The following is a 17,895-nucleotide window of genomic DNA, read 5'->3' as shown; positions in this document are numbered from 1 at the left end:
TACTGCTCAAGGGTAAATGCTCCAAAAAATGATTGAAGAATCTGCAAATTTAGCTTGTGTAGAGGCGATCGACATCTCTAACTTCAGCACTTCTGACAGCGATTCCTTGAGTGAATAATTTAATACCGTCTTCCCAATCAAGAATGCTTCTTTTATCTTTATATTTAGTGACTGGGTAGGGGTCTCCAATTCGTTGCAGAGATTCGCTATAACTAGGAAAGAGCCTATCTTAAAAGTGTGGACTATCGGATGAAGATCAACTCTTTAGTGGGTGCTGCATTGCTGACGATCGTAGGGTTAGCCACTCCCGCGAAAGCAGATCAAGCGCCACCTACGACTCGACAAATCTTAGATGCCTGTGTGCAAAATCGGGCTGAGACATTACCCAACCCTTTCAGCGATGTCTTGCCTAATCATTGGGCATTTAAAGCGGTGTTGACGATGCACTATTGTGGGGCTTTTCGTCAAGCGACTCCTCCTCACCTAATTGAGAAATTAGTTAATCAGTCACCCAATAGCGCTGCACCTGCTCCCACACGATCACAAGTCCCAGTGCAAGGCTGATTAAGCACCACAAAAGCCGCTGCGGTTTCACCTGGGTTAGCTCAGATCTTGCACCCGTCCATTCGCTGCGGTTCTGTCCCGCCTGTGAATGGAATTCCGGGCTAGCCTTGCGAAGTCCGTTGAAACGGACTGAACCTCAAACCCTCTCTCAGTCCCTTGAGTAGACTTCGCACTGTAGACCGTGATGTTCAATCACGGGCGGGTGAATGCCAGAAACGAGAGAGTTTTAGTTCAGGTGCAAGATCTCAGTTAGCTCTTTGATGACCCGCTTCATCTGTTGCCGCAGATCTGCCTCATAGATTCGATTTTTGACGCGCAGTGACCCTTGCGACAGCTCGACTAAACCTGACAGCAAGAGTTCGATTTCTTCGGACGGGTTGTGCGCGAGAAAAGAGGGTTGAGATTTGGCAGTTTTGTCTTGTCGCAGAATTTGTTGATAGAGTCCCAATAGGCGACCTGCTTGAGTTTGGTCTTGTAGAAGCCGATCGCGGATCGTTCTCAAATGCTCTGGGTTGTCTTGTGCCTGCCGTTGTCGATCACCTGCGATCGCACCAGTTTGCTCAATCCAAAAAGCCTCGGTGCTTAGAGGAAGAGTTAGGGTTTCCTGCACGGCTGATTGACTCGATTGCACCACACACTGACAAAGTTTCTGCGTGAGGAATGGCTGTCCGCTCGTCCACGTCGAAATTGTCTTCAGCACTGCATTCGGATAGTTGACGGCTCCCATTAAGCCTTCTGACAGGCAGGGTGGTTTCATTGTCGCCAGAGGAATTCTGAAAGGCTTATCGCTTCGTTCCCATTGGAGCAACGCTGTGACAAGAGGGAACGAGTTTTCAATGCTTTTGAATTTTCTTCAATGACAATAAAACCACCCTGCATTAAGCCTTCTGACAGGGGAGACACTTCGTAGTCTTGAAACCCTTGAAGCTCGATCGCTTGCCCAATATTAAAAGGGGTGCGGCTGCGATCGCGAATCAAATCAGCAGGGGTGGCAACGCCGAGAATTGCCCAAGTCAAGCGGCAATAGGCAGCATTGTCGGCACGCAGATCGTAGCAGCCGCAAATTAGCGCAAAAAAATTGTCTACGGCAAACGACAGATTGAGGACGCAATCAATCTCGTCGATAGGGATTTGATGAGAAGTTAATTCCGTCTCAGAAATCTTGTGACTTCAGAGGTCTGATTCACGATCGATGTCTGCCAGAATTTTCTCTGCTCGATCGCACAACGCCTGATGACACTGCCCATTGCTTACGAGAATGCCGCCCCACTGACTCACATCTTTCTGGTTATAGAGCAACGGCGACCCGTCAAAGTGGGTAAATTTTCCGCCCGCTTCGGTCAAGATTAGCTCTGGGGCAGCAAAGTCCCAATCTTTGGGGGCAGACTTGCCAGAGAGAGAAATGTAGACATCGGCTTGCCGTTCGACGATCGCTGCAATTTTGCCTCCAACACTGCCGACTTGACGCTGATCTTTACCAGGAAATTGCTGCATCAGTTGGTCAAATCGTTGGTCGCGATGGCTGCGACTTGCCACGATCGTCATTTCTTCGGGCTGATTTTTGGTTGAGACTTTAACAGGCTGAGTGTGAGAGGCTCCGGCTTTGCGAGTTTCGACAAATGCGCCACCGCCCAACGTTGCGTAATAGAGTTTGTCTTGTTCAGGGCAGGCAACGATCGCCAACACAGGGCGACCCTGATGTGCTAATGCAATGTGAACGGCATATTCTCCGGTGCGATTGATAAAGTCTTTGGTGCCGTCTAAGGGGTCAATAATCCACACCCACGGGCGATCGAGGCGGGCTGCGATCGGCTGTGATTGAAAGGTTTCCTCACTTAAATAGGCAAAATCCTGCATTCCTAAAGTGGCTTGCAGATTGTCGAGGATATATTGATTCGCGGCTAAATCCGCTGTTGTCACTGGACTTTCACCTGCTTGCTCGACGCCAAATGAGGTTCGTTGCGCGGTTAAGAGAATCTCGGCAGCGCCCCACCCGATCGAGCGAGCGATCGCCAGAATTTCAGCCAAATCTTGCGGCAAAGTATCCAAATCAAACATCCTCAGCTATGGAAAAAAATAAAGGCATTTTATCAAGACCCTTAGATATTCATAGTATTTGAGATTTTTCCTGGCAATTCAAGAAAGAGCGATGGGGCGATCGAGCAGGGGTCGATCGAGACAACTTATTTAACCCGCTTTGCAATGCTTTTCAAAGCCACAATCGTCCATTTAGTAGAGATCTAAATTAAAACTGTAATCACTAATACAACTTCTGGGAGAGTGCTTAATCTAAAGCTCTCCTCTATCTTTGTAAGGGTAGGTGGTAAACCAGTTTACCGTTTGCAAACCTAATCAACTAGATAAAAGTAAGGAGTCTATCATGGGTTTAGAAGATAGAGCTAAGGCAGCAGGCAAAAATATTGAAGGTAAAGCGCAAGAAGCTTTAGGAAATGTGACAGGTGATGTTGGCGATCAAGCCGAAGGCAAAGCCAAGCAAGCCGAAGCCGCTGCTCGCAACGCTAAGGAAGACGTGAAAGATGGTGTCAAAGATGTCGTCGATAACGCGTAACTAACTCTTAAATGGGTCTAGATAACCTTGAGTTATCTAGACCCATTTTTGTTTAGAAGAGCCAGATATTATTCACTTCATTACAGATTTAACAGGAGGTTTTAATGAGTCTACCTCATTATTTTCGTAAGGCTCTCATTGCTTTAACACTCGTTCTATCTCTAACCCTTACTGCCTGCGGAGGCACTGCCGTAACCGCTAAAACTGTTGATAGACCAGCAGTCAGCAGTACGCAGAGCTATGGACAGATCGAGCGAGGCACTACCAAGCAAGGGCAAAACTTTGGGGAGTGGGTCGTGCAAACAGGTCATGGGCTAGTCCAGGATGCTTATGTTCGAGGGAGCGATAAACTAGGGGTTGTGATTTCGCCTCAAGTTCGTCCTACCGAAGTTCGTACTTTGGCAAAATCGTTAGTTCAAGGCTTTCGGAAGAACGCGCCCGATCGTGACTTAACTGTTTTAATGTATGCCCCTGACAAACAGTTAGTTTTGACCGCAAAATATGATAACAGCACCAAGCAAATTCAGTATGGAACAAGCAGCTAAAAAACGCTGTTTCTAACTGAAAAACGACGACACAGGAGTTTAACTAAAATGCCCAGCAGCGATGATTACAAACGTCAGGTTATGCAAGACTTGGCTCGTGGAGATAAAGAATCTGCGGACGATGTTATCCCCACTGATTCGGTAGAGAACTATCAAAACTTTGACGATTTTGCTCAACGATCGTCGAAAGAAGAACGGCGACAATTATTTGGCAAATCGTTTCACCCCGATCGGATTCCTTCAAGCCAGATGGAACCCGAATTGCAAAAGGCGATCGCCCAAATCAAACCCAATGAGCGGAATGATGTTGCCAAAGAATTCTTTAATCAACTCAAAAAACGGGGATTGCACGATCGCGACCTGGAAAAGCAACTAGGACTCTCGACTCACAACCCTGGTCACATGAATGCCGATGATGTCAGCAAACTGGCAGCATTTACCTACCACAATCACCCAGACATCTTCCAAGAAGTGTTGGCAGATCAGCCTGCGATGATGAAGTTTCTCAGCAACCCGATGGTCGGGGCAGCGCTGGGCGCGATCGCTTCTAAATGGTTCGGCGGTCATAAATAGACCAAGATTCAGGTAAAGCGTGTCTATTTAGCTGACTCCCTTTCAATCCTGATATGAATCCAGCACTCCATAATCCTGTGAGCCGCTCATGACAACCTCAGAATATCAGTATGCACTGCAACGCGGCGCAACGTTTTTGGTGATGGCTGCTTTCTCACTCGCTCTGCTAGCAGGGATTACGGGTAGTCTACTGTCCGGCGGCGCTTCAACCAATGCAAGCTCGGTTGAATTCCTCCACAAATTTTCGGGTCACGGGCTGATTGTAGTCGCGGTGTTGCAAGTTGTTGTTCTATTTTTGGGTCGAAAGTTTCGCCTCAGTAGTCCACCACAGAGTAGCTGAGACACAAGGCTTATTTTCAACAAGAAGAGCCAGCGTCCGCCAAATTTCTTTGGGAGATACTGAGTTTTTCAGCTTGATGCTGAGCGATCGCCCAGCATCAAGCTCGGTAGAGAGATTGCCCACGATCGAGTCCAAGACTTGAGCCTGCCTGCTGAAGTCGCGCTCAATAATATCGTGTCTGGGCATGAGTTCATTTTCACCTTTGCCGTTCTTCTACCAATTCAATGATGAGTCGTGAAGGGATGGGAGTTAGGTCTCATCCCTTTTTGTTTGGATAACAGATTGATAGTTCACAAGCGAAATTATTGTGATCTCCTGACGTTGTAGCAGTATCATGGGCATCATGAAATTTGCTGGAGTTAGACGTTTGAAATCTTCAACTCCCGATGCTGCGAGGAATGTCTGTGAGAAGGTTTAATTTGTCGATTTCTCTCAAGTCTTTAGGAATCGGGGTAAGCGCGATCGCCGTGTTGAGCGTGTCTACTTTAGGAGTTGCCGTTGCAGAGTCTCCTCGCTTCAAAGGTACGATCGCGCAGTCTGTGTCCGCTCCTCAAAAACCGCCGACTTATGTTCCGGCTGCCCCTCCTCCTCTCGCTCCTCCGCTGCCGAGTCAGCGACAGCAAGAAGACCGATCGATCGGCGAAGACTATCGGGTGAGTGCCCTTCAGCCCGATTATCAGGGCAATCTTTGGGTTGGCTCGTGGCAAGGTTTAGCCAAAATCAACCCCAACACTGGCAAAATTTTGAGTCGGGTCGCGATTCCAAATCGCACGATCGGAGCCTTAGCTCAAGACAAAGTGGGACGAATCTGGGTCGGCACCTATGAGGGACTCTTGCGCGTCGATCCCCGAACGAATGAAGTGACTGCCCAAAACTTCCTGCTGCCGTCTAATCGGGTTTTGTCGCTGCTGATTGATCAGCGAGGCTATTTGTGGGTCGGCACTGACCAAGGATTAGCGCTGATTAGTCCTGATCAAGGCTTGCTGATGACGACGCTCAAAAATTTGCCCGGAGTGAGTGCAAATGCGTTGAGTTTAGACGCAGACGGTCAGCTTTGGGTCGGAACGCTGGAAAGCTTGGTGCAGGTGAATACGGCGAGTGCGCGGGTGATGAATCAAATTTCAAATATTCCGGGAGGGGTCGTGCAAGCGCTCACCCTCGACTCTAGAGGATCGCTATGGGCAGGCACCCTCGGTGGCTTGCTAGAAGTCAAGACTCGATCGGCGCAAATTCAGCGATCGGTGACCCAACTACGAGGGCGCAACGTTCTCTCAGCCCGCTTTGACGACATAGGCAGCCTTTGGGTTGGCACCAACAATGGACTCTTTCGCCTCAATCCTTACAATGGCGCGATCGTCGGTCAGGTGGGCAGTTTGCCGTCGAGTCAGATTCTCGCACTGTCTCCTAACACGGGAAACAAACTCTGGGTTGGCACCACTGATGGGTTAGCGTGGGTGAGTCTCAGCACCTATCAAAGTCAACCTCATTTCACCTTCAGCAAAAGCAACCCCTAACATTACTGTGGACGGAATTCGAGCCTTTCTAGAGGATTGAATTAAACAAATGCAGTGAGATTAGAAGATCGCTCAGAGGAAACTTTGGGTCAATCTCCTCTAAGTTGAGCGGCTAACCTCTTGGCTTCTTGGGCGTTAAATTTTCCTGCAATCACGGCGGTTCCACCAGTAATCCCAGTTTGAGCGAATTCAGAAGCGACGGTTGGGAAACTAACTAAACGCTCATTCAGAAAGATGCCGATGGTGCGTCCAGTTCCGGCTAATTTTTTTGTCAGTGCTGTAAATTTTTTGCTTCCGTCTGCATCAAATTTCAAGCCGATACTAGACGTATTTGAGTTAGAGGTCGTTTCTGCATAAGCTTCCGCTAAATTCTTTTCAGTCAAGACTGTTTTCTCAAACAAGGACGCGATCGCCGCATCGCTGCGTTTGAGGGCAGTTTCATTGGCTGCGATTTCTTCAGAGATGCGCTTTGTGCTAATCGTAGTCTGGTTGCTAGATTGCTTGAGTTCAGCCTGTTTTTCGAGCAGTTCTTGCCGAATTTGTTGCTCGACTTGCAATTGGGCTTCGGTTCCTGGCTTCTGCTCACGAAAGTCAAGCCGAACTTTACTAGGTCGTCGAACCGTTGTATCGAGTTGCACTGTCGAGGCTGGGGGCGTGGATGGTGGCTTTTCTGAACTTTTGGGAACTGTGCACGCAGACAAGTTGACCAGAACGCCTAGCGCTGAGGCAATGAGCAGGAGCGATCGCAGGGTTGCCATAAAGCAAGAATTTGCAGTGTCAGGTGTGGAGAAGTAACAGAGCCGTCAAGCGAGAAATCTTTTGCTTGATTACACTCTACTCTCTGGTCAGTCGTTTTCCTATTACCTTAAGAGGCACCATTTTGTGCCCAAGGATCTGGTCTGCGAAATCGTCTACATCAACCTTTTACAGTTTCTTCCATCGCTATCCATTGAGTGATTGTTTTTTCTATTCAGTTCTCTAGAGGATGGGTAGATTTCTTGCCAAAACGGTCTGGACGATTGCCCTAAGAGAGTCAGTCTGAATTCTCACCCATGACCGAAGATGAGTAAGATAGACTTACTTTCCTTCGTTCCCGTCCGTTACCAATATGTCAGTTACGCCCCAGCAGTTGATTCAGTGGAAGCAGCAGGGACGCTCGATCGTTGCCCTCACCGCCTGGGATTATATATTTGCTCAAATTTTAGACCAGTCAGGCGTAGACGTGATTTTGGTGGGCGATTCGCTGGCAATGGTGGCGTTAGGCTACGAGACGACGCTGCCTGTCACCCTTGATGAAATGCTGCACCACGCCAAAGCTGTTCGTCGGGCGGTCAAACAGGCATTGCTCGTCGTGGATCTGCCCTTTCTCAGCTATCAAGAAAGCATTCAACAAGCCATTCATTCCGCAGGTCGGGCGCTCAAAGAAGCGGGGGCACAGGCAGTCAAACTAGAAGGAGGCTATCCGGCGATCGCTCAGACGGTCGCCCATCTGGTTCGGGCAGGAATCCCGGTTATGGGGCATGTCGGGCTGACTCCACAGTCGGTTCAGCAGCTAGGGTTTCGGCAGCAGGGCAAATCTCCCCAAGACGGAGAACGCATTTTGTCAGAAGCGATCGCCCTCGAACAAGCCGGGGCATTTGCGATCGTCATCGAGCACGTCCCGTCTGACTTAGCGCTGCAAATTACTCAAAAGCTGACGATTCCGACGATCGGCATCGGGGCAGGCGCTCACTGTGATGGTCAAGTGTTGGTGACGACCGACGTGTTGGGTTTGGGCACCTGGAAACCCCCGTTTGCAAAATCCTATGTCAATCTGCACGAATTGATCACTCAAGCCGTTCAAGATTATTCGGGAGAGGTGCGATCGCATCAATTTCCACCCTCTGACAGTCCCTAACCCCTTTTTTGCAAGATCCAGTCTACGGCAACGGCTAAATCGGCAGTAATATAATCCGGTTTAGCGTGATGTTGATAATCGCCACTGAGGACTCGATCTCCATATCCCGTTTGCACCAAAACTCCTACACAGCCAGCGTTGTGTGCCATATCGATATCGGTGGCTTTGTCACCCACCATAAAACTTTGAGCGATGTCCAAATCATGCTCCCAAGCAGCCGCGACGAGCATCCCCGTGTTGGGCTTGCGCCACGTCGTCCAGCGCGTAAATTCTGCCTGAGTGCCGCCTTCAGGAGGGCTAAGATGCGGACAATAATAAAGGGCATCTAATCGCGCTCCCGCTTCGGCGTCGAGCAGGTGACACAGCCGATCGTGCAGTGCCTGAACGTGACGATCGGGATAATATCCTCGCGCTGGTCCTGATTGGTTAGAGACAAGACAGCAAAACAGCCCCGCATCATTGAGGTGCCGCACCGCTTGGGCAACGCCCGGAATTAAGTGCAGGTCTTCGACGTGGTGAATGTATCCCGCTTCTTGATTTAGAACGCCATCTCGATCGAGATAAACGGCAGGTCGTGCCATAACGTTAGCCACCCCAGACTTTAGCGAGAATAGTTTGCGGTGAGATATCTGCCATGTTCCCTGTCGGAGACTTAATGCCAACGACCCGATCGCTCTTCGGCAACAGTTTATCGGGATCAGTCGGACCAAACAGCGCTAGGGTAAAAGTTTGAGCCGCAACCGCTAAGTGCATCGGGGCACTGTCTGTACAGAGCATCAAACTCGCTCCAGCAATCATTGCTACCAGTTCACCCACATTGCTGGGAGCCGTGACTTTAAGTTTGGGGGCAGCTTGCAGCAGATTGGCAACAAACGCACCATCATCAGGACCTTTGACCACGACGATCGGTAAATCTGGCTGCTTTTGCTGAAAATCTTGAATAATGGCTTTCCAACTCTCGACGGGATAAATCTTGTCAATGCCTTTCATCTGGGCAAGCTGACTCGACCCGCCATGAATCAACACGTAGCCGCCATTTTGAATTCCTAGCCGCTTGCGCTCGTTGTCTGACCACTCCAAATCTTTAGCAGGCACACTCACCGCTAACTCTGGACACGGCTTGTCAATGCCCAACCCCTTTAGCAAGTCGTGATACATCGCTGCCGCATACTGATCTTGATCGAGCCGAACGGCATTCGTCAGAAACAGATCTCCGCCGCCGCCCCCATAGCCAACGCGAGTCGGAATCCCGGTTAGCCACAGCAGAAACCCAACCGCGCGGCGCTGCCCTAATGAAATGGCGATGTCGTATTCACGATCGCGCATCACCCCCAAAAGATTGCCAAAATCTGCCAAACTATTGCTGCCCTTAAAATCAAACAAAATCGTGTCATGAACCGACTTAGAAACCCGATAGGCGCTTTTCGATCGCGGCTCAACCACAACATCAATCTGCGCGTCAGGGTAGGTTTTTTTCAGATCATCTAAAGTCGGAAAAAATAGGATTTGATCCCCAATTCCACCAGGGACAAGGGTAAGAATTCGCATAATCGTTTCTTTACGCTTCTTAAAGCTATATTCGCTCTTATTCTAGGGGAAGATATCCCTAGTCAAACGATTTTGGGATTTTGAATTGATTGAATTTTAGAGCAGCCCTTGAGGAATTGCGTGTAATCCAGATTCTAATCAACGCCCAAACTCTAAAGTTAAAGGAACAATTTGTGTACTTACTCATACCAGCCGCCGGGTCAGGTCGTCGAATGGGCAGCGCGTGGCAAAGCCAAGGCAAAGCCTCCCGCAACAAGCTGCTGCTGACTCTGCTTGGAAAATCACTTCTCGCCTGGACGCTATTAGCCGCAGACGCTTCGAGCCAAATTTGCTGGATTGGCATCATTGGGCAGCCGAGCGATTGGGATGATTTCAGGGCGATCGTCACCCAGCTTTCTCTAACAAAGCCCGTTCACTTCATTCAGGGTGGCTCGACGCGACAAGAATCGGTCTACAGCGGATTGCAAGCGCTTCCTCCCCAAGCCGAACATGTCCTGATTCACGATGGAGCGCGATGTTTAGCCACGCCGGACTTGTTCGATCGCTGTGCTCAAGCTGTCTTAACCTGCCCAGGATTGATCGCCGCCGTCCCCATTAAGGACACCATTAAAGTCGTTGGTGACGCGGGGCTGATTGAAAGCACGCCCAATCGCAGTCAGCTTTGGGCAGCACAAACGCCTCAAGGTTTTTCAGTGCCGCTGCTTAAAAAATGTCATCAAGAAGGACGACAGAATGGCTGGGAAGTCACCGACGATGCCGCCCTGTTTGAGCGGTGCAGTCTCCCCGTGCAGATCGTCGAAGGTGAAGAAACGAATTTAAAAGTGACGACTCCGGTAGACTTGGCGATCGCTGAGTTTATTCTCAGACAGCGATCGACTCTCACCTCAAATCCTTCAGCGCAGACTCAGCCTTCTTAGCCTCGTCTGGTTTGCCTTGCTGCTGATATAACGCCTGGGCTTCTTGGAGGGCTGTGATCGCTTCTGTTCGACGACCGCGAGCTTTGAGGGCGATCCCCAACTGATAATAAGCGCGAGCATTTTGGGGATCAAGCCGAGCTGCCTCCCGATATGCCACGATCGCTCGAATAAATTCTTGCTGCTCGATCGCCAGATCTGCCAGCGCTAACTGAGCCTCGATCGATTGAGAATTGACATTAACGGCTCGTTGGTACGCTGCCAACGCTCCAGTCGTGTCTCCAACTTCTTGAAGAATTTTGCCTGTTTGCAGATGCAGCTTGCCATTGCTGGGATCAAGTTTGACCGCACGGGTAAAGGCAGCTAATGCAGCTTGACGATCGCCCTGACTCAGCCAACCAATCCCCAAATTGATTTGAATGCTGCTGCTGCGAGGGTTCAATTCTGCGGCTCGTTGGAGAGCGCTGACCCCTTGGTCAAACTGCTCTTTTTGCAGCAGCATCAAGCCGATCATTTCGTATGCCTCCGCATTTTTGGGTGCGATCGCAATCACTTTTCGATAAGCTGCTAGCGCTTGATCAAGGCGACCTTGCCGAAATAAAACCGTCCCTAAACCGAGATGAGCGTTCAAGTTTTTGCCATCTAGTTCAGAGGCGCGTCGATAGGCTGTTACTGCCGATTGGTCATTTCCAGCACTCGCTAAACTAAAGCCCAGGGCATACTCAAAATCAGAATTATTGGGATCAAGCACGATCGCTTGCTGATAGGCACTAATCGCTTCTTGAAAGTTGCCCGCCTGTGCTTGGATGTAGCCAATTCCAGAGAAGATTCGAGGGTTTTTCTCATCCAGCGCGGCGGCTCTTTGAAACATCGGCAGCGCACCTGCCCAGTTTTTAGCATCCACTAGCTCACGCCCTTTTTTGAGCAGGTTATCTAGCTCCTGCTTGGTCTGACCGCTCTGAAGGTTGGTTGCTTGAGCATAGACTCCTTGAGGTGACACCGTAAAAGTCGCTCCGATCAGACAGCAAATGAACGTCGATCGCCAACAGACCTTTGAGTTTTTAGCGCTGTGGATCATGAGTTGTGAGGAAGGGATTGAATCGCAGTTTGCATTATATAGAGATGAATTTAATGTCAATTCACGCAGCAAGACAATCTATCAGCTTATTATCCTCGCGCACTAAAGGAAAGTAGGGAATTGCACGATCTCAGAAATGCTGCTTCCCTCGCTCAATTCACCCTAACGATAGACTCTGACACTCACTCCACTGGTAGAGATACCCAAACTGAACAGGGTTTATATTGATTCTCAAATGTAATTCCTTTGCAAAAAACTATCGCCTTGAGGAGCTAATCAATATGGCTTATGCTAATAGACCTGTGGCTGACCAGACTATCGTTCAACCCGTTGGTGACTATCACGATCGCGTCCGTTGGGGTCCGATCATCTCTGGTCTTTTTGTCGCGCTGGCTTCTCAACTGATTTTAAGCGCGTTGGGTGCTGCCATTGGTGCAACTTCGATCGCCAACTCTGGCGCTCCTAGAACTGACTTAGGAGATATCGGTCAAGCTGCAACCTGGTGGGCGATTATAAGCTTGTTGGTTTCGCTTTTTCTTGGTAGCTGGGTAATGGCGCGGGCTTGCGGTCCGATGAATCGCAACACGGCGCTACTCAATGGAGCAATCTTATGGGCAACTACCATTGCTTTGAGCGCATGGCTACTCACAAGCGGCGTAACGGGAGCGTTTGGTTTAGCTGCGTCGTCGGCTTCTAACATTGCAGGAGGCGCTCTACCTCAGACTGGCATTCCCAACGTCAATCCAACCACGATTCCTAGCCCCACGGCTCAAAACACTCGCGACATTGCAGGCGGTGTAGCCAAGGGTGGCTGGTCGTTTGTCTTAGGTTCGCTGCTGGGCTTAGTTGCATCATTGATTGGTGCTGCTGTTGGCGCTCGCAGCCCTCGGAATGTCACCACCTATGTTGAACCAACCACCGTTCGATAAACACCGGACTCCAAACCGTTCAACGTCCTCTCCCCTTTGCTCCAATGTCTAAAGCAAGGGGATTTTTTGGATTTCTGCAAAAAAAGAGGAGACGCACTAATAACGTCTCCTCTTTATGACGGGCTAGGAGGGATTCGAACCCCCGACACCGTGGTCCGTAGCCACGTGCTCTAGTCCACTGAGCTACAAGCCCTTGCGTTGATAAGATCATCATACTATTACTACGCACCAGATGACAAAGAATTCTTCGATTTCTTCTGAAAATTCGATTTCTGAACCGTCTCTGAGTCATCTCGACACTGACGGGCAGGCGCAAATGGTGGACGTGTCTACTAAGTCGGTGACGGTTCGGCAGGCGGTGGCAGTGGGGCAGGTGCGAATGTTGCCAGAGACGATGAGCACGATCGCTACAGGCAACGCTCCTAAAGGCGATGTGTTGGGGACTGCAAGACTAGCGGGAATCATGGCAGCCAAGCAGACCGCAAATCTGATTCCGCTCTGTCACCCTCTGATGCTGCAAAAAGTCGAAGTGGTGATTACCCCCGATCCAGATTTACCGGGATATCAGATTCGAGCCGAGGTCAAGACCAAAGCAGAAACCGGAGTCGAAATGGAGGCACTCACGGCGGTTTCTATCGCAGCCTTGACGCTCTACGACATGGCAAAAGCGCTAGAAAAATCGATTCAGATTGAGCAAATTCATTTGGTGAGCAAAACGGGAGGCAAGTCAGGCGACTATCAAGTTAGCAGGCGCAAAACTACAGATTAATGTGAAGTCTCGATCGCTCGATAAAACGTCAGGGCTGTGTTTCCATAACTCTTTTGACGACAAATCTCTAAACCGGGAATCTCGTCACTCAAATCTCCTGGACTGTGTTCGGCAGCGAGTTCTCCCTGGGGGGCTAATAGCTGATGACGAACGATCGCTTCTAACACAGGCTGATATAGCCCACTCGTATAAGGCGGATCGAAATAGACGCGATCGAACGTCTGCCCAGATAGTTTGTCTAACCGTTGCATCACTTCACCTCGCATTATCTGAAAAACCTGATCGGGTTTTGCGACCTGCTGCCAGTTTTGCTGAATGACTGCACAAGCACGGCTCGATCGCTCAATTCCCACGACGACAGAGGCACCTCGACACAACGCTTCTGCGCCCATTGAGCCGCTTCCAGAACATAGATCTAGCCATCGGCAGTGTGCGATCGTGCCTTGCCAAATGTTAAACAAGGCTTCTCGCACTCGCGAAGAGGTCGGGCGAGTGTCTTGTCCAGGAAGAGTCTTGATCAGTCGATTGCCATAAATTCGCAAACTCATAACTTTGCGGTTAGTAGCTGACGATCAAGGACTAATTGAACAAAATTAGACAGAATTTTTAGCCCACCTGTCGAAGATTTTTCGGGGTGAAATTGGACTGCCATCAAATTGTTATGGGCAACTGCCGCCGTGACGGTTTGACTTCCATGTGTGATCGTCGCGGCTCGAATCTGCGGATCAGATGGCTCGACATAGTAAGAGTGGACAAAATACATCCAGGGATCGGCAGGAAGCTGATGCCAAAGCGCACAGTCAGGTTGCCTCAACTCTAATTGATTCCATCCCATGTGCGGAATCGTGATTCCAGGTTCGTGACGAAATCGCTTCACCTTGCCGGGAATGATACCTAGTCCGGGTTCGGTGCCTTCTTCACTCGCGTCAAACAAAATTTGTAAGCCGAGACAAATGCCCAGAAAAGGCTTTCCACTCGCGATCGCCTGCTTAATCGGTTCTTCTAAATGGCGCGATCGTAAGTGCTGCACTGCCGGATCAAAAGCACCCACCCCCGGAAGCACGATCGCGTCTGCTTGCTCAATCTCTCGTGGAGAATCCGTAATTTTAGTCGTCGCTCCCGCATTCTCTAGCCCTTTGCAAGCCGAGTGCAGGTTTCCCATGTCATAATCCACTACTGCAATGACTGGCATTGTTTTGACCCTCGATCGCTGACTATTTTAAAATTGTAGTTGGTTCGTCGATCGCCCCTCAGCTTTTGATAAATCCGATCTACTCCTTCATCCTCTCTCGTATCCTAGAAAGGGTAGAAAACGATTTCGCTCAGAAACTATGACAGATTTGCAACCGATTCAGGTGATTGGCGGAGGAATTGCAGGCACCGAAGCTGCTTGGCAGATCGCTCAGGCAGGCGTGCCTGTGATTTTGCACGAGATGCGCCCTCAGCGACTCAGCCCAGCCCACCACAGTGAGCATTTAGCCGAATTGGTGTGCAGCAACTCGTTTGGAGCGCAAGCCACCGATCGCGCTTCTGGGTTGCTGCATGAAGAACTGCGGCGGTTAGGCTCAATCGTGATTGGCAAAGCCGACGAACACCAAGTTCCCGCTGGTGGAGCATTGGCGGTCGATCGTGCCCAGTTCAGCAAAGACCTGACCGACACCCTCGCCACTCATCCCTTAATCGAGTTGCGTCGAGGCGAGCTTCCTGACATTCCCCCAGATGGAATCGTCGTTCTCACCACGGGACCGCTCACCAGTCCAGCTTTGACGGAAGATCTGCATCGATTTACAGGCATGGAGTATCTGAGTTTTTTTGATGCCGCAAGTCCGATCGTGGTCGGCGAATCGATCGACTTTGATCAAGCATTTCTGGCATCTCGCTACGATCGAGGAGAAGCTGCCTATCTCAACTGCCCAATGAACAAAGAGCAATATTTGCACTTTTGGCGAGAACTGGGGCAGGCGGAACAGGCAGAACTCAAAGATTTTGAACGAGAAACCGCAAAGTTTTTTGAGGCGTGTTTGCCGATCGAGGAAATGGCACGTCGCGGCGAAGACACGATGCGATATGGACCGCTTAAGCCCGTCGGCTTATTTGATGCGCGCAACGGCGACTTCCGCGCTCCCGAAAATCAGATTCACCGACCTCATGCGATCGTGCAATTGCGTCAAGAAGACAAAGGCGGACAGCTTTGGAATATGGTCGGCTTTCAAACCAATCTCAAGTGGGGCGAACAGAAGCGCGTGTTCAAACTGATCTCCGGTTTAGAGAATGCCGAATTTGTCCGCATGGGCGTAATGCACCGCAACACCTTTATCAACTCTCCCGAACTTTTGCACGCCACTCTGCAATTCAAACAACGTCCGACCTTGCTCGCCGCCGGGCAACTCTGTGGCACTGAGGGCTATACGGCTGCGACGGCTGGAGGTTGGCTGGCAGGCACGAATGCGGCTCGTGTTGCTTTGGGGTTGCCTACCGTCTCACTTCCCGTCACGACTATGATGGGATCGCTGTTTGACTTCATCAGTTCTGCGTCGCCCAAGCACTTTCAGCCGATGCCCCCCAACTTTGGGATTTTGCCCGCCCTGCCGCAGAAAATTCGCAACAAGCAAGAACGGTATGGGGTCTATCGCGATCGTGCTCTCGCTGACCTTGCCACTTGGAGCCATCAATCCCAGATCCGATACCGAGAAATGTCCGCCGCGATCGAGGCTTAACCCATTCCATCGATGACGGGATGGAAATAAAACGCGAACCCCAACAGCAGGTAAGCCGCAAGGAGTAGCGTTCCTTCGAGCCAGTTCGATCGCCCATCTGAGCTAATCGAGTTGGTAATCAACACCGCTACCGAAACCGCCACCAGCTCGAATGGATTGAAGTTCAAATCCATCGGCTTGTTCAGCAGCCATCCCGCAATCACCAGCACCGGAGCCACAAATAACGCAATCTGCAAACTTGATCCTACCGCCACCGAGACAGACAGATCCATCTTGCCTTTCATGGCAACCGTCACCGCCGTTGCGTGTTCAGCAGCATTGCCCACGATCGGTAGCAAAATCACCCCTGTAAACAGCGAAGTCAACCCCAACTTAGCGGTGGCAACTTCGAGCGTATCGACCAGCAGTTCGGACTCGATCGCGACCATTAGAGTACACGCCAACAGCACTCCAACCCACAGCCAGACGTTAATCTGGTGCTCCTTCACGTCTCCAGCCAGATTTGCAGACGCGATTTCTTCGACCTCCTGTTCAGCGATCCCCACATCATAAAGATAGGAGTGAGTTTTCATTGAGAACAACAGCGTTAAGCCATACACAGCAATCAGCACCACCGAGACCGCAACCGAAAGTTTCTGAATCGTGGTGTCTGTGATCCCCGATGAGGTGTAGTTCACCGCCGTGGGCAACAGTAGCGCAATCACCGCCAGATTCATCGACGACGCGTTGACCCGTGCCACGATCGGCTGAAATTCCTGCTCTTTATAGCGCAAGCCGCCCAAAAACATCGAGAGTCCCATGACTAGCAGCAGATTACCGATAATCGAGCCGGTGATGCTGGCTTTGACGACACCAATCAGCCCAGCGTTGAGCGCAACCAGAGCAATAATCAACTCCGTTGCGTTGCCAAACGTTGCGTTGAGCAAACCTCCCAATGTTGGACCCACTACGACTGCCAGTTCTTCGGTTGCGGTGCCCATCCAACCCGCGAGGGGAAGAATCGCAAGCCCTGCTGTGATGAAGACAATCAGCGATCCCCACTGAAGGAAATGGGCAGCGATCGAGACCGGAACAAAGCACAGTAGCCCAATGAAAACGAGATTTTTGACGGACATTCAGATTACAGGTAGGTGAATGGCGATAACCAGACTCTAGGATACTTGCAAGTTGCGACTCCTCCGCATTGGTCTATTTCACGCTGTAAACCCTTCTCAAAATCTGTGGATGAAACCTTAAACTAATCTTTAATCAGGATAGGATTTGCGATTCAATCAGCTATTGTGCAAGTCTCTAGTTTTTCATTCCAAAGTAGCGCGTTGGTTTTTGAGCCATTGATAAAACAGTGTTATCCCTCAGAATGAACTGATCCCCGCAACGTTAAGCTTTCAGCCAGATTATGGTCTCTTTTCAATTCCGCTATAAGTAGACCGATGCGACTAGAGTCAACTTGTGTGCATGGGTTTTGACTCCGCTCAACCTGCTAAGGATCGTGGATTAAGTAACCTGTATTCTGAACAGCCTTGCATGATGATAGCTTGCCTAAAGGTCACCCCCAAATCCCCCAATCTGGGGGACTTTGAACTCTGGCTCCCCCAGATTGGGGGTTGGGGGGCGACCTCTGGGCATCCCACGTTAATAAATCCTCGTTCCTAGGAGTTCTGGCTTTGAGCGTTGATCAGAGCCGAAATGCTTCTTCCACAGTTAATCTCATCTGCCTACTCAGGGTGAGATATCCCACTTTTAGAACCCTGCTTAAACGGTTTGGAATGTTTGCAATCTTGCCCAAAAAAGACTTATCCGATACAAACGCTGCCTCACAGCGAGGCAAATTTTCGACAGCATCGCCAACAAATTCTTTGAAAACTTCTATGACTCGATCGTTTCGACCCCGATAGAATCACGGGTTGCCTAGACGTTTGATCGCGTCATGTCCCTTCA

Annotated in this window: 21 protein-coding genes and 1 tRNA gene; 11 read left to right on the top strand and 11 right to left on the bottom strand. The window is 50.1% G+C overall.

Annotated features, from left to right (window positions below; genetic code table 11):
- The first annotated feature begins 249 nt into the window (after positions 1-249).
- A complete protein-coding gene (locus A8707_RS12280) occupies positions 250-564 on the top strand; it encodes a hypothetical protein (protein ID WP_231948037.1) in 315 nt (104 codons plus the stop codon).
- Positions 565-790: 226 nt separating this feature from the next.
- Here A8707_RS12280 and A8707_RS12275 read toward each other — a convergent pair whose 3' ends face one another.
- The 3 genes from A8707_RS12275 to A8707_RS12265 all read right to left on the bottom strand — a co-directional run bounded on the left by A8707_RS12275 (position 791) and on the right by A8707_RS12265 (position 2,622).
- Positions 791-1,321, bottom strand: a complete 531-nt coding sequence (locus A8707_RS12275) for a hypothetical protein (protein WP_156518520.1) — start codon at positions 1,319-1,321, stop codon at positions 791-793.
- Positions 1,318-1,662: a hypothetical protein gene (locus A8707_RS28085; protein ID WP_231948040.1), complete on the bottom strand. Its 345-nt coding sequence runs from the start codon at positions 1,660-1,662 to the stop codon at positions 1,318-1,320. Before A8707_RS28085 ends, A8707_RS12275 begins: the two co-directional genes overlap by 4 nt.
- A gap of 72 nt (positions 1,663-1,734) precedes the next feature.
- Positions 1,735-2,622 (bottom strand): 3'(2'),5'-bisphosphate nucleotidase CysQ family protein, encoded by an 888-nt coding sequence (locus A8707_RS12265; protein ID WP_197484748.1) that lies wholly within the window; start codon positions 2,620-2,622, stop codon positions 1,735-1,737.
- Positions 2,623-2,944: 322 nt separating this feature from the next.
- Here A8707_RS12265 and A8707_RS12260 point away from each other — a divergent pair, with 322 nt between their 5' ends.
- The 5 genes from A8707_RS12260 to A8707_RS12240 all read left to right on the top strand — a co-directional run bounded on the left by A8707_RS12260 (position 2,945) and on the right by A8707_RS12240 (position 6,105).
- Complete coding sequence (locus tag A8707_RS12260; RefSeq protein ID WP_068817367.1) at positions 2,945-3,133, top strand: CsbD family protein; 189 nt, start codon at positions 2,945-2,947, stop codon at positions 3,131-3,133.
- Between the two features lie 104 nt (positions 3,134-3,237).
- Positions 3,238-3,678, top strand: coding sequence for a hypothetical protein (locus tag A8707_RS12255; RefSeq protein WP_068817365.1), 441 nt, complete (start codon positions 3,238-3,240; stop codon positions 3,676-3,678).
- Positions 3,679-3,726: 48 nt separating this feature from the next.
- Positions 3,727-4,251, top strand: a complete 525-nt coding sequence (locus A8707_RS12250; RefSeq protein WP_068817363.1) for a hypothetical protein — start codon at positions 3,727-3,729, stop codon at positions 4,249-4,251.
- An 88-nt stretch (positions 4,252-4,339) separates the two neighbouring features.
- A complete protein-coding gene (locus tag A8707_RS28080; RefSeq protein WP_156518516.1) occupies positions 4,340-4,591 on the top strand; it encodes a hypothetical protein in 252 nt (83 codons plus the stop codon).
- Positions 4,592-5,010: 419 nt separating this feature from the next.
- Positions 5,011-6,105: a ligand-binding sensor domain-containing protein gene (locus A8707_RS12240; protein ID WP_231948036.1), complete on the top strand. Its 1,095-nt coding sequence runs from the start codon at positions 5,011-5,013 to the stop codon at positions 6,103-6,105.
- An 89-nt stretch (positions 6,106-6,194) separates the two neighbouring features.
- Here the strand turns inward: A8707_RS12240 and A8707_RS12235 are convergent, their stop codons facing one another.
- Positions 6,195-6,863 (bottom strand): SecDF P1 head subdomain-containing protein, encoded by a 669-nt coding sequence (locus A8707_RS12235; RefSeq protein WP_068817359.1) that lies wholly within the window; start codon positions 6,861-6,863, stop codon positions 6,195-6,197.
- Between the two features lie 350 nt (positions 6,864-7,213).
- Between A8707_RS12235 and panB the strand changes: the two genes are divergently transcribed.
- The gene (gene panB, locus A8707_RS12230) at positions 7,214-8,002 is read left to right on the top strand and encodes a 3-methyl-2-oxobutanoate hydroxymethyltransferase (RefSeq protein ID WP_068817357.1); all 789 of its coding nucleotides are present in this window, start codon (positions 7,214-7,216) and stop codon (positions 8,000-8,002) included.
- On the opposite strand, the gene A8707_RS12225 is transcribed toward panB, so the two are convergent.
- Both A8707_RS12225 and A8707_RS12220 read right to left on the bottom strand, forming a co-directional pair.
- On the bottom strand, positions 7,999-8,583 hold the full coding sequence (locus A8707_RS12225) for a D-glycero-alpha-D-manno-heptose-1,7-bisphosphate 7-phosphatase (protein ID WP_068817355.1): 585 nt from the start codon (positions 8,581-8,583) through the stop codon (positions 7,999-8,001). The two genes, panB and A8707_RS12225, sit on opposite strands and share 4 nt — an antisense overlap.
- Before the next feature lie 4 nt (positions 8,584-8,587).
- On the bottom strand, positions 8,588-9,550 hold the full coding sequence (locus A8707_RS12220) for a glycosyltransferase family 9 protein (RefSeq protein ID WP_068817353.1): 963 nt from the start codon (positions 9,548-9,550) through the stop codon (positions 8,588-8,590).
- A 173-nt stretch (positions 9,551-9,723) separates the two neighbouring features.
- Between A8707_RS12220 and ispD the strand changes: the two genes are divergently transcribed.
- Positions 9,724-10,467, top strand: a complete 744-nt coding sequence (gene ispD, locus A8707_RS12215; RefSeq protein ID WP_068817431.1) for a 2-C-methyl-D-erythritol 4-phosphate cytidylyltransferase — start codon at positions 9,724-9,726, stop codon at positions 10,465-10,467.
- Here ispD and A8707_RS12210 read toward each other — a convergent pair.
- On the bottom strand, positions 10,430-11,542 hold the full coding sequence (locus A8707_RS12210) for a tetratricopeptide repeat protein (protein WP_068817351.1): 1,113 nt from the start codon (positions 11,540-11,542) through the stop codon (positions 10,430-10,432). The genes ispD and A8707_RS12210 overlap by 38 nt on opposite strands.
- Positions 11,543-11,844: 302 nt before the next feature.
- Here A8707_RS12210 and A8707_RS12205 point away from each other — a divergent pair, with 302 nt between their 5' ends.
- Positions 11,845-12,471: a hypothetical protein gene (locus A8707_RS12205; protein WP_231948035.1), complete on the top strand. Its 627-nt coding sequence runs from the start codon at positions 11,845-11,847 to the stop codon at positions 12,469-12,471.
- A gap of 119 nt (positions 12,472-12,590) precedes the next feature.
- Here A8707_RS12205 and A8707_RS12200 read toward each other — a convergent pair.
- Positions 12,591-12,664: transfer RNA gene (locus A8707_RS12200), tRNA-Arg, on the bottom strand.
- A gap of 39 nt (positions 12,665-12,703) precedes the next feature.
- Here A8707_RS12200 and moaC point away from each other — a divergent pair.
- Positions 12,704-13,240, top strand: coding sequence for a cyclic pyranopterin monophosphate synthase MoaC (gene moaC, locus A8707_RS12195; RefSeq protein WP_197484747.1), 537 nt, complete (start codon positions 12,704-12,706; stop codon positions 13,238-13,240).
- Here moaC and rsmD read toward each other — a convergent pair.
- Together rsmD and hisH are read right to left on the bottom strand one after the other, a co-directional pair.
- Positions 13,237-13,788, bottom strand: a complete 552-nt coding sequence (gene rsmD, locus A8707_RS12190) for a 16S rRNA (guanine(966)-N(2))-methyltransferase RsmD (protein ID WP_068817347.1) — start codon at positions 13,786-13,788, stop codon at positions 13,237-13,239. The two genes, moaC and rsmD, sit on opposite strands and share 4 nt — an antisense overlap.
- The gene (hisH, locus tag A8707_RS12185) at positions 13,785-14,432 is read right to left on the bottom strand and encodes an imidazole glycerol phosphate synthase subunit HisH (protein WP_068817344.1); all 648 of its coding nucleotides are present in this window, start codon (positions 14,430-14,432) and stop codon (positions 13,785-13,787) included. The genes rsmD and hisH overlap by 4 nt, the downstream gene beginning before the upstream one ends.
- A gap of 139 nt (positions 14,433-14,571) precedes the next feature.
- Here hisH and trmFO point away from each other — a divergent pair, with 139 nt between their 5' ends.
- Positions 14,572-15,957, top strand: coding sequence for an FADH(2)-oxidizing methylenetetrahydrofolate--tRNA-(uracil(54)-C(5))-methyltransferase TrmFO (trmFO, locus tag A8707_RS12180; RefSeq protein WP_068817341.1), 1,386 nt, complete (start codon positions 14,572-14,574; stop codon positions 15,955-15,957).
- On the opposite strand, the gene cax is transcribed toward trmFO, so the two are convergent.
- Complete coding sequence (gene cax / locus A8707_RS12175) at positions 15,954-17,072, bottom strand: calcium/proton exchanger (RefSeq protein WP_068817339.1); 1,119 nt, start codon at positions 17,070-17,072, stop codon at positions 15,954-15,956. The two genes, trmFO and cax, sit on opposite strands and share 4 nt — an antisense overlap.
- Between the last annotated feature and the right edge of the window lie 823 nt (positions 17,073-17,895).

Origin of the sequence: Phormidesmis priestleyi BC1401, from assembly GCF_001650195.1 — a bacterium.
GTDB classification, from domain to species: Bacteria; Cyanobacteriota; Cyanobacteriia; order Leptolyngbyales; family Leptolyngbyaceae; genus Phormidesmis_A; species Phormidesmis_A priestleyi_B.
Note: the sequence above shows the minus strand (reverse complement) of the source record. Positions and strands in the feature narration are given on the sequence as shown.

What these genes read in the sequence shown, in the direction of transcription:
- A8707_RS12255 (WP_068817365.1), top strand. Translation starts at nt 3,238, where the DNA reads ATGAGTCTACCTCATTATTTTCGTAAGGCTCTCATTGCTTTAACACTC.
- A8707_RS12225 (WP_068817355.1), bottom strand. Translation starts at nt 8,583, where the DNA reads ATGGCACGACCTGCCGTTTATCTCGATCGAGATGGCGTTCTAAATCAA.
- A8707_RS12265 (WP_197484748.1), bottom strand. Translation starts at nt 2,622, where the DNA reads ATGTTTGATTTGGATACTTTGCCGCAAGATTTGGCTGAAATTCTGGCG.
- cax (WP_068817339.1), bottom strand. Translation starts at nt 17,072, where the DNA reads ATGTCCGTCAAAAATCTCGTTTTCATTGGGCTACTGTGCTTTGTTCCG.
- A8707_RS12235 (WP_068817359.1), bottom strand. Translation starts at nt 6,863, where the DNA reads ATGGCAACCCTGCGATCGCTCCTGCTCATTGCCTCAGCGCTAGGCGTT.
- moaC (WP_197484747.1), top strand. Translation starts at nt 12,704, where the DNA reads ATGACAAAGAATTCTTCGATTTCTTCTGAAAATTCGATTTCTGAACCG.
- trmFO (WP_068817341.1), top strand. Translation starts at nt 14,572, where the DNA reads ATGACAGATTTGCAACCGATTCAGGTGATTGGCGGAGGAATTGCAGGC.
- panB (WP_068817357.1), top strand. Translation starts at nt 7,214, where the DNA reads ATGTCAGTTACGCCCCAGCAGTTGATTCAGTGGAAGCAGCAGGGACGC.
- A8707_RS28080 (WP_156518516.1), top strand. Translation starts at nt 4,340, where the DNA reads ATGACAACCTCAGAATATCAGTATGCACTGCAACGCGGCGCAACGTTT.
- A8707_RS12250 (WP_068817363.1), top strand. Translation starts at nt 3,727, where the DNA reads ATGCCCAGCAGCGATGATTACAAACGTCAGGTTATGCAAGACTTGGCT.
- A8707_RS12210 (WP_068817351.1), bottom strand. Translation starts at nt 11,542, where the DNA reads ATGATCCACAGCGCTAAAAACTCAAAGGTCTGTTGGCGATCGACGTTC.
- rsmD (WP_068817347.1), bottom strand. Translation starts at nt 13,788, where the DNA reads ATGAGTTTGCGAATTTATGGCAATCGACTGATCAAGACTCTTCCTGGA.
- A8707_RS12220 (WP_068817353.1), bottom strand. Translation starts at nt 9,550, where the DNA reads ATGCGAATTCTTACCCTTGTCCCTGGTGGAATTGGGGATCAAATCCTA.
- A8707_RS12260 (WP_068817367.1), top strand. Translation starts at nt 2,945, where the DNA reads ATGGGTTTAGAAGATAGAGCTAAGGCAGCAGGCAAAAATATTGAAGGT.
- A8707_RS12275 (WP_156518520.1), bottom strand. Translation starts at nt 1,321, where the DNA reads ATGAAACCACCCTGCCTGTCAGAAGGCTTAATGGGAGCCGTCAACTAT.
- A8707_RS12280 (WP_231948037.1), top strand. Translation starts at nt 250, where the DNA reads ATGAAGATCAACTCTTTAGTGGGTGCTGCATTGCTGACGATCGTAGGG.
- hisH (WP_068817344.1), bottom strand. Translation starts at nt 14,432, where the DNA reads ATGCCAGTCATTGCAGTAGTGGATTATGACATGGGAAACCTGCACTCG.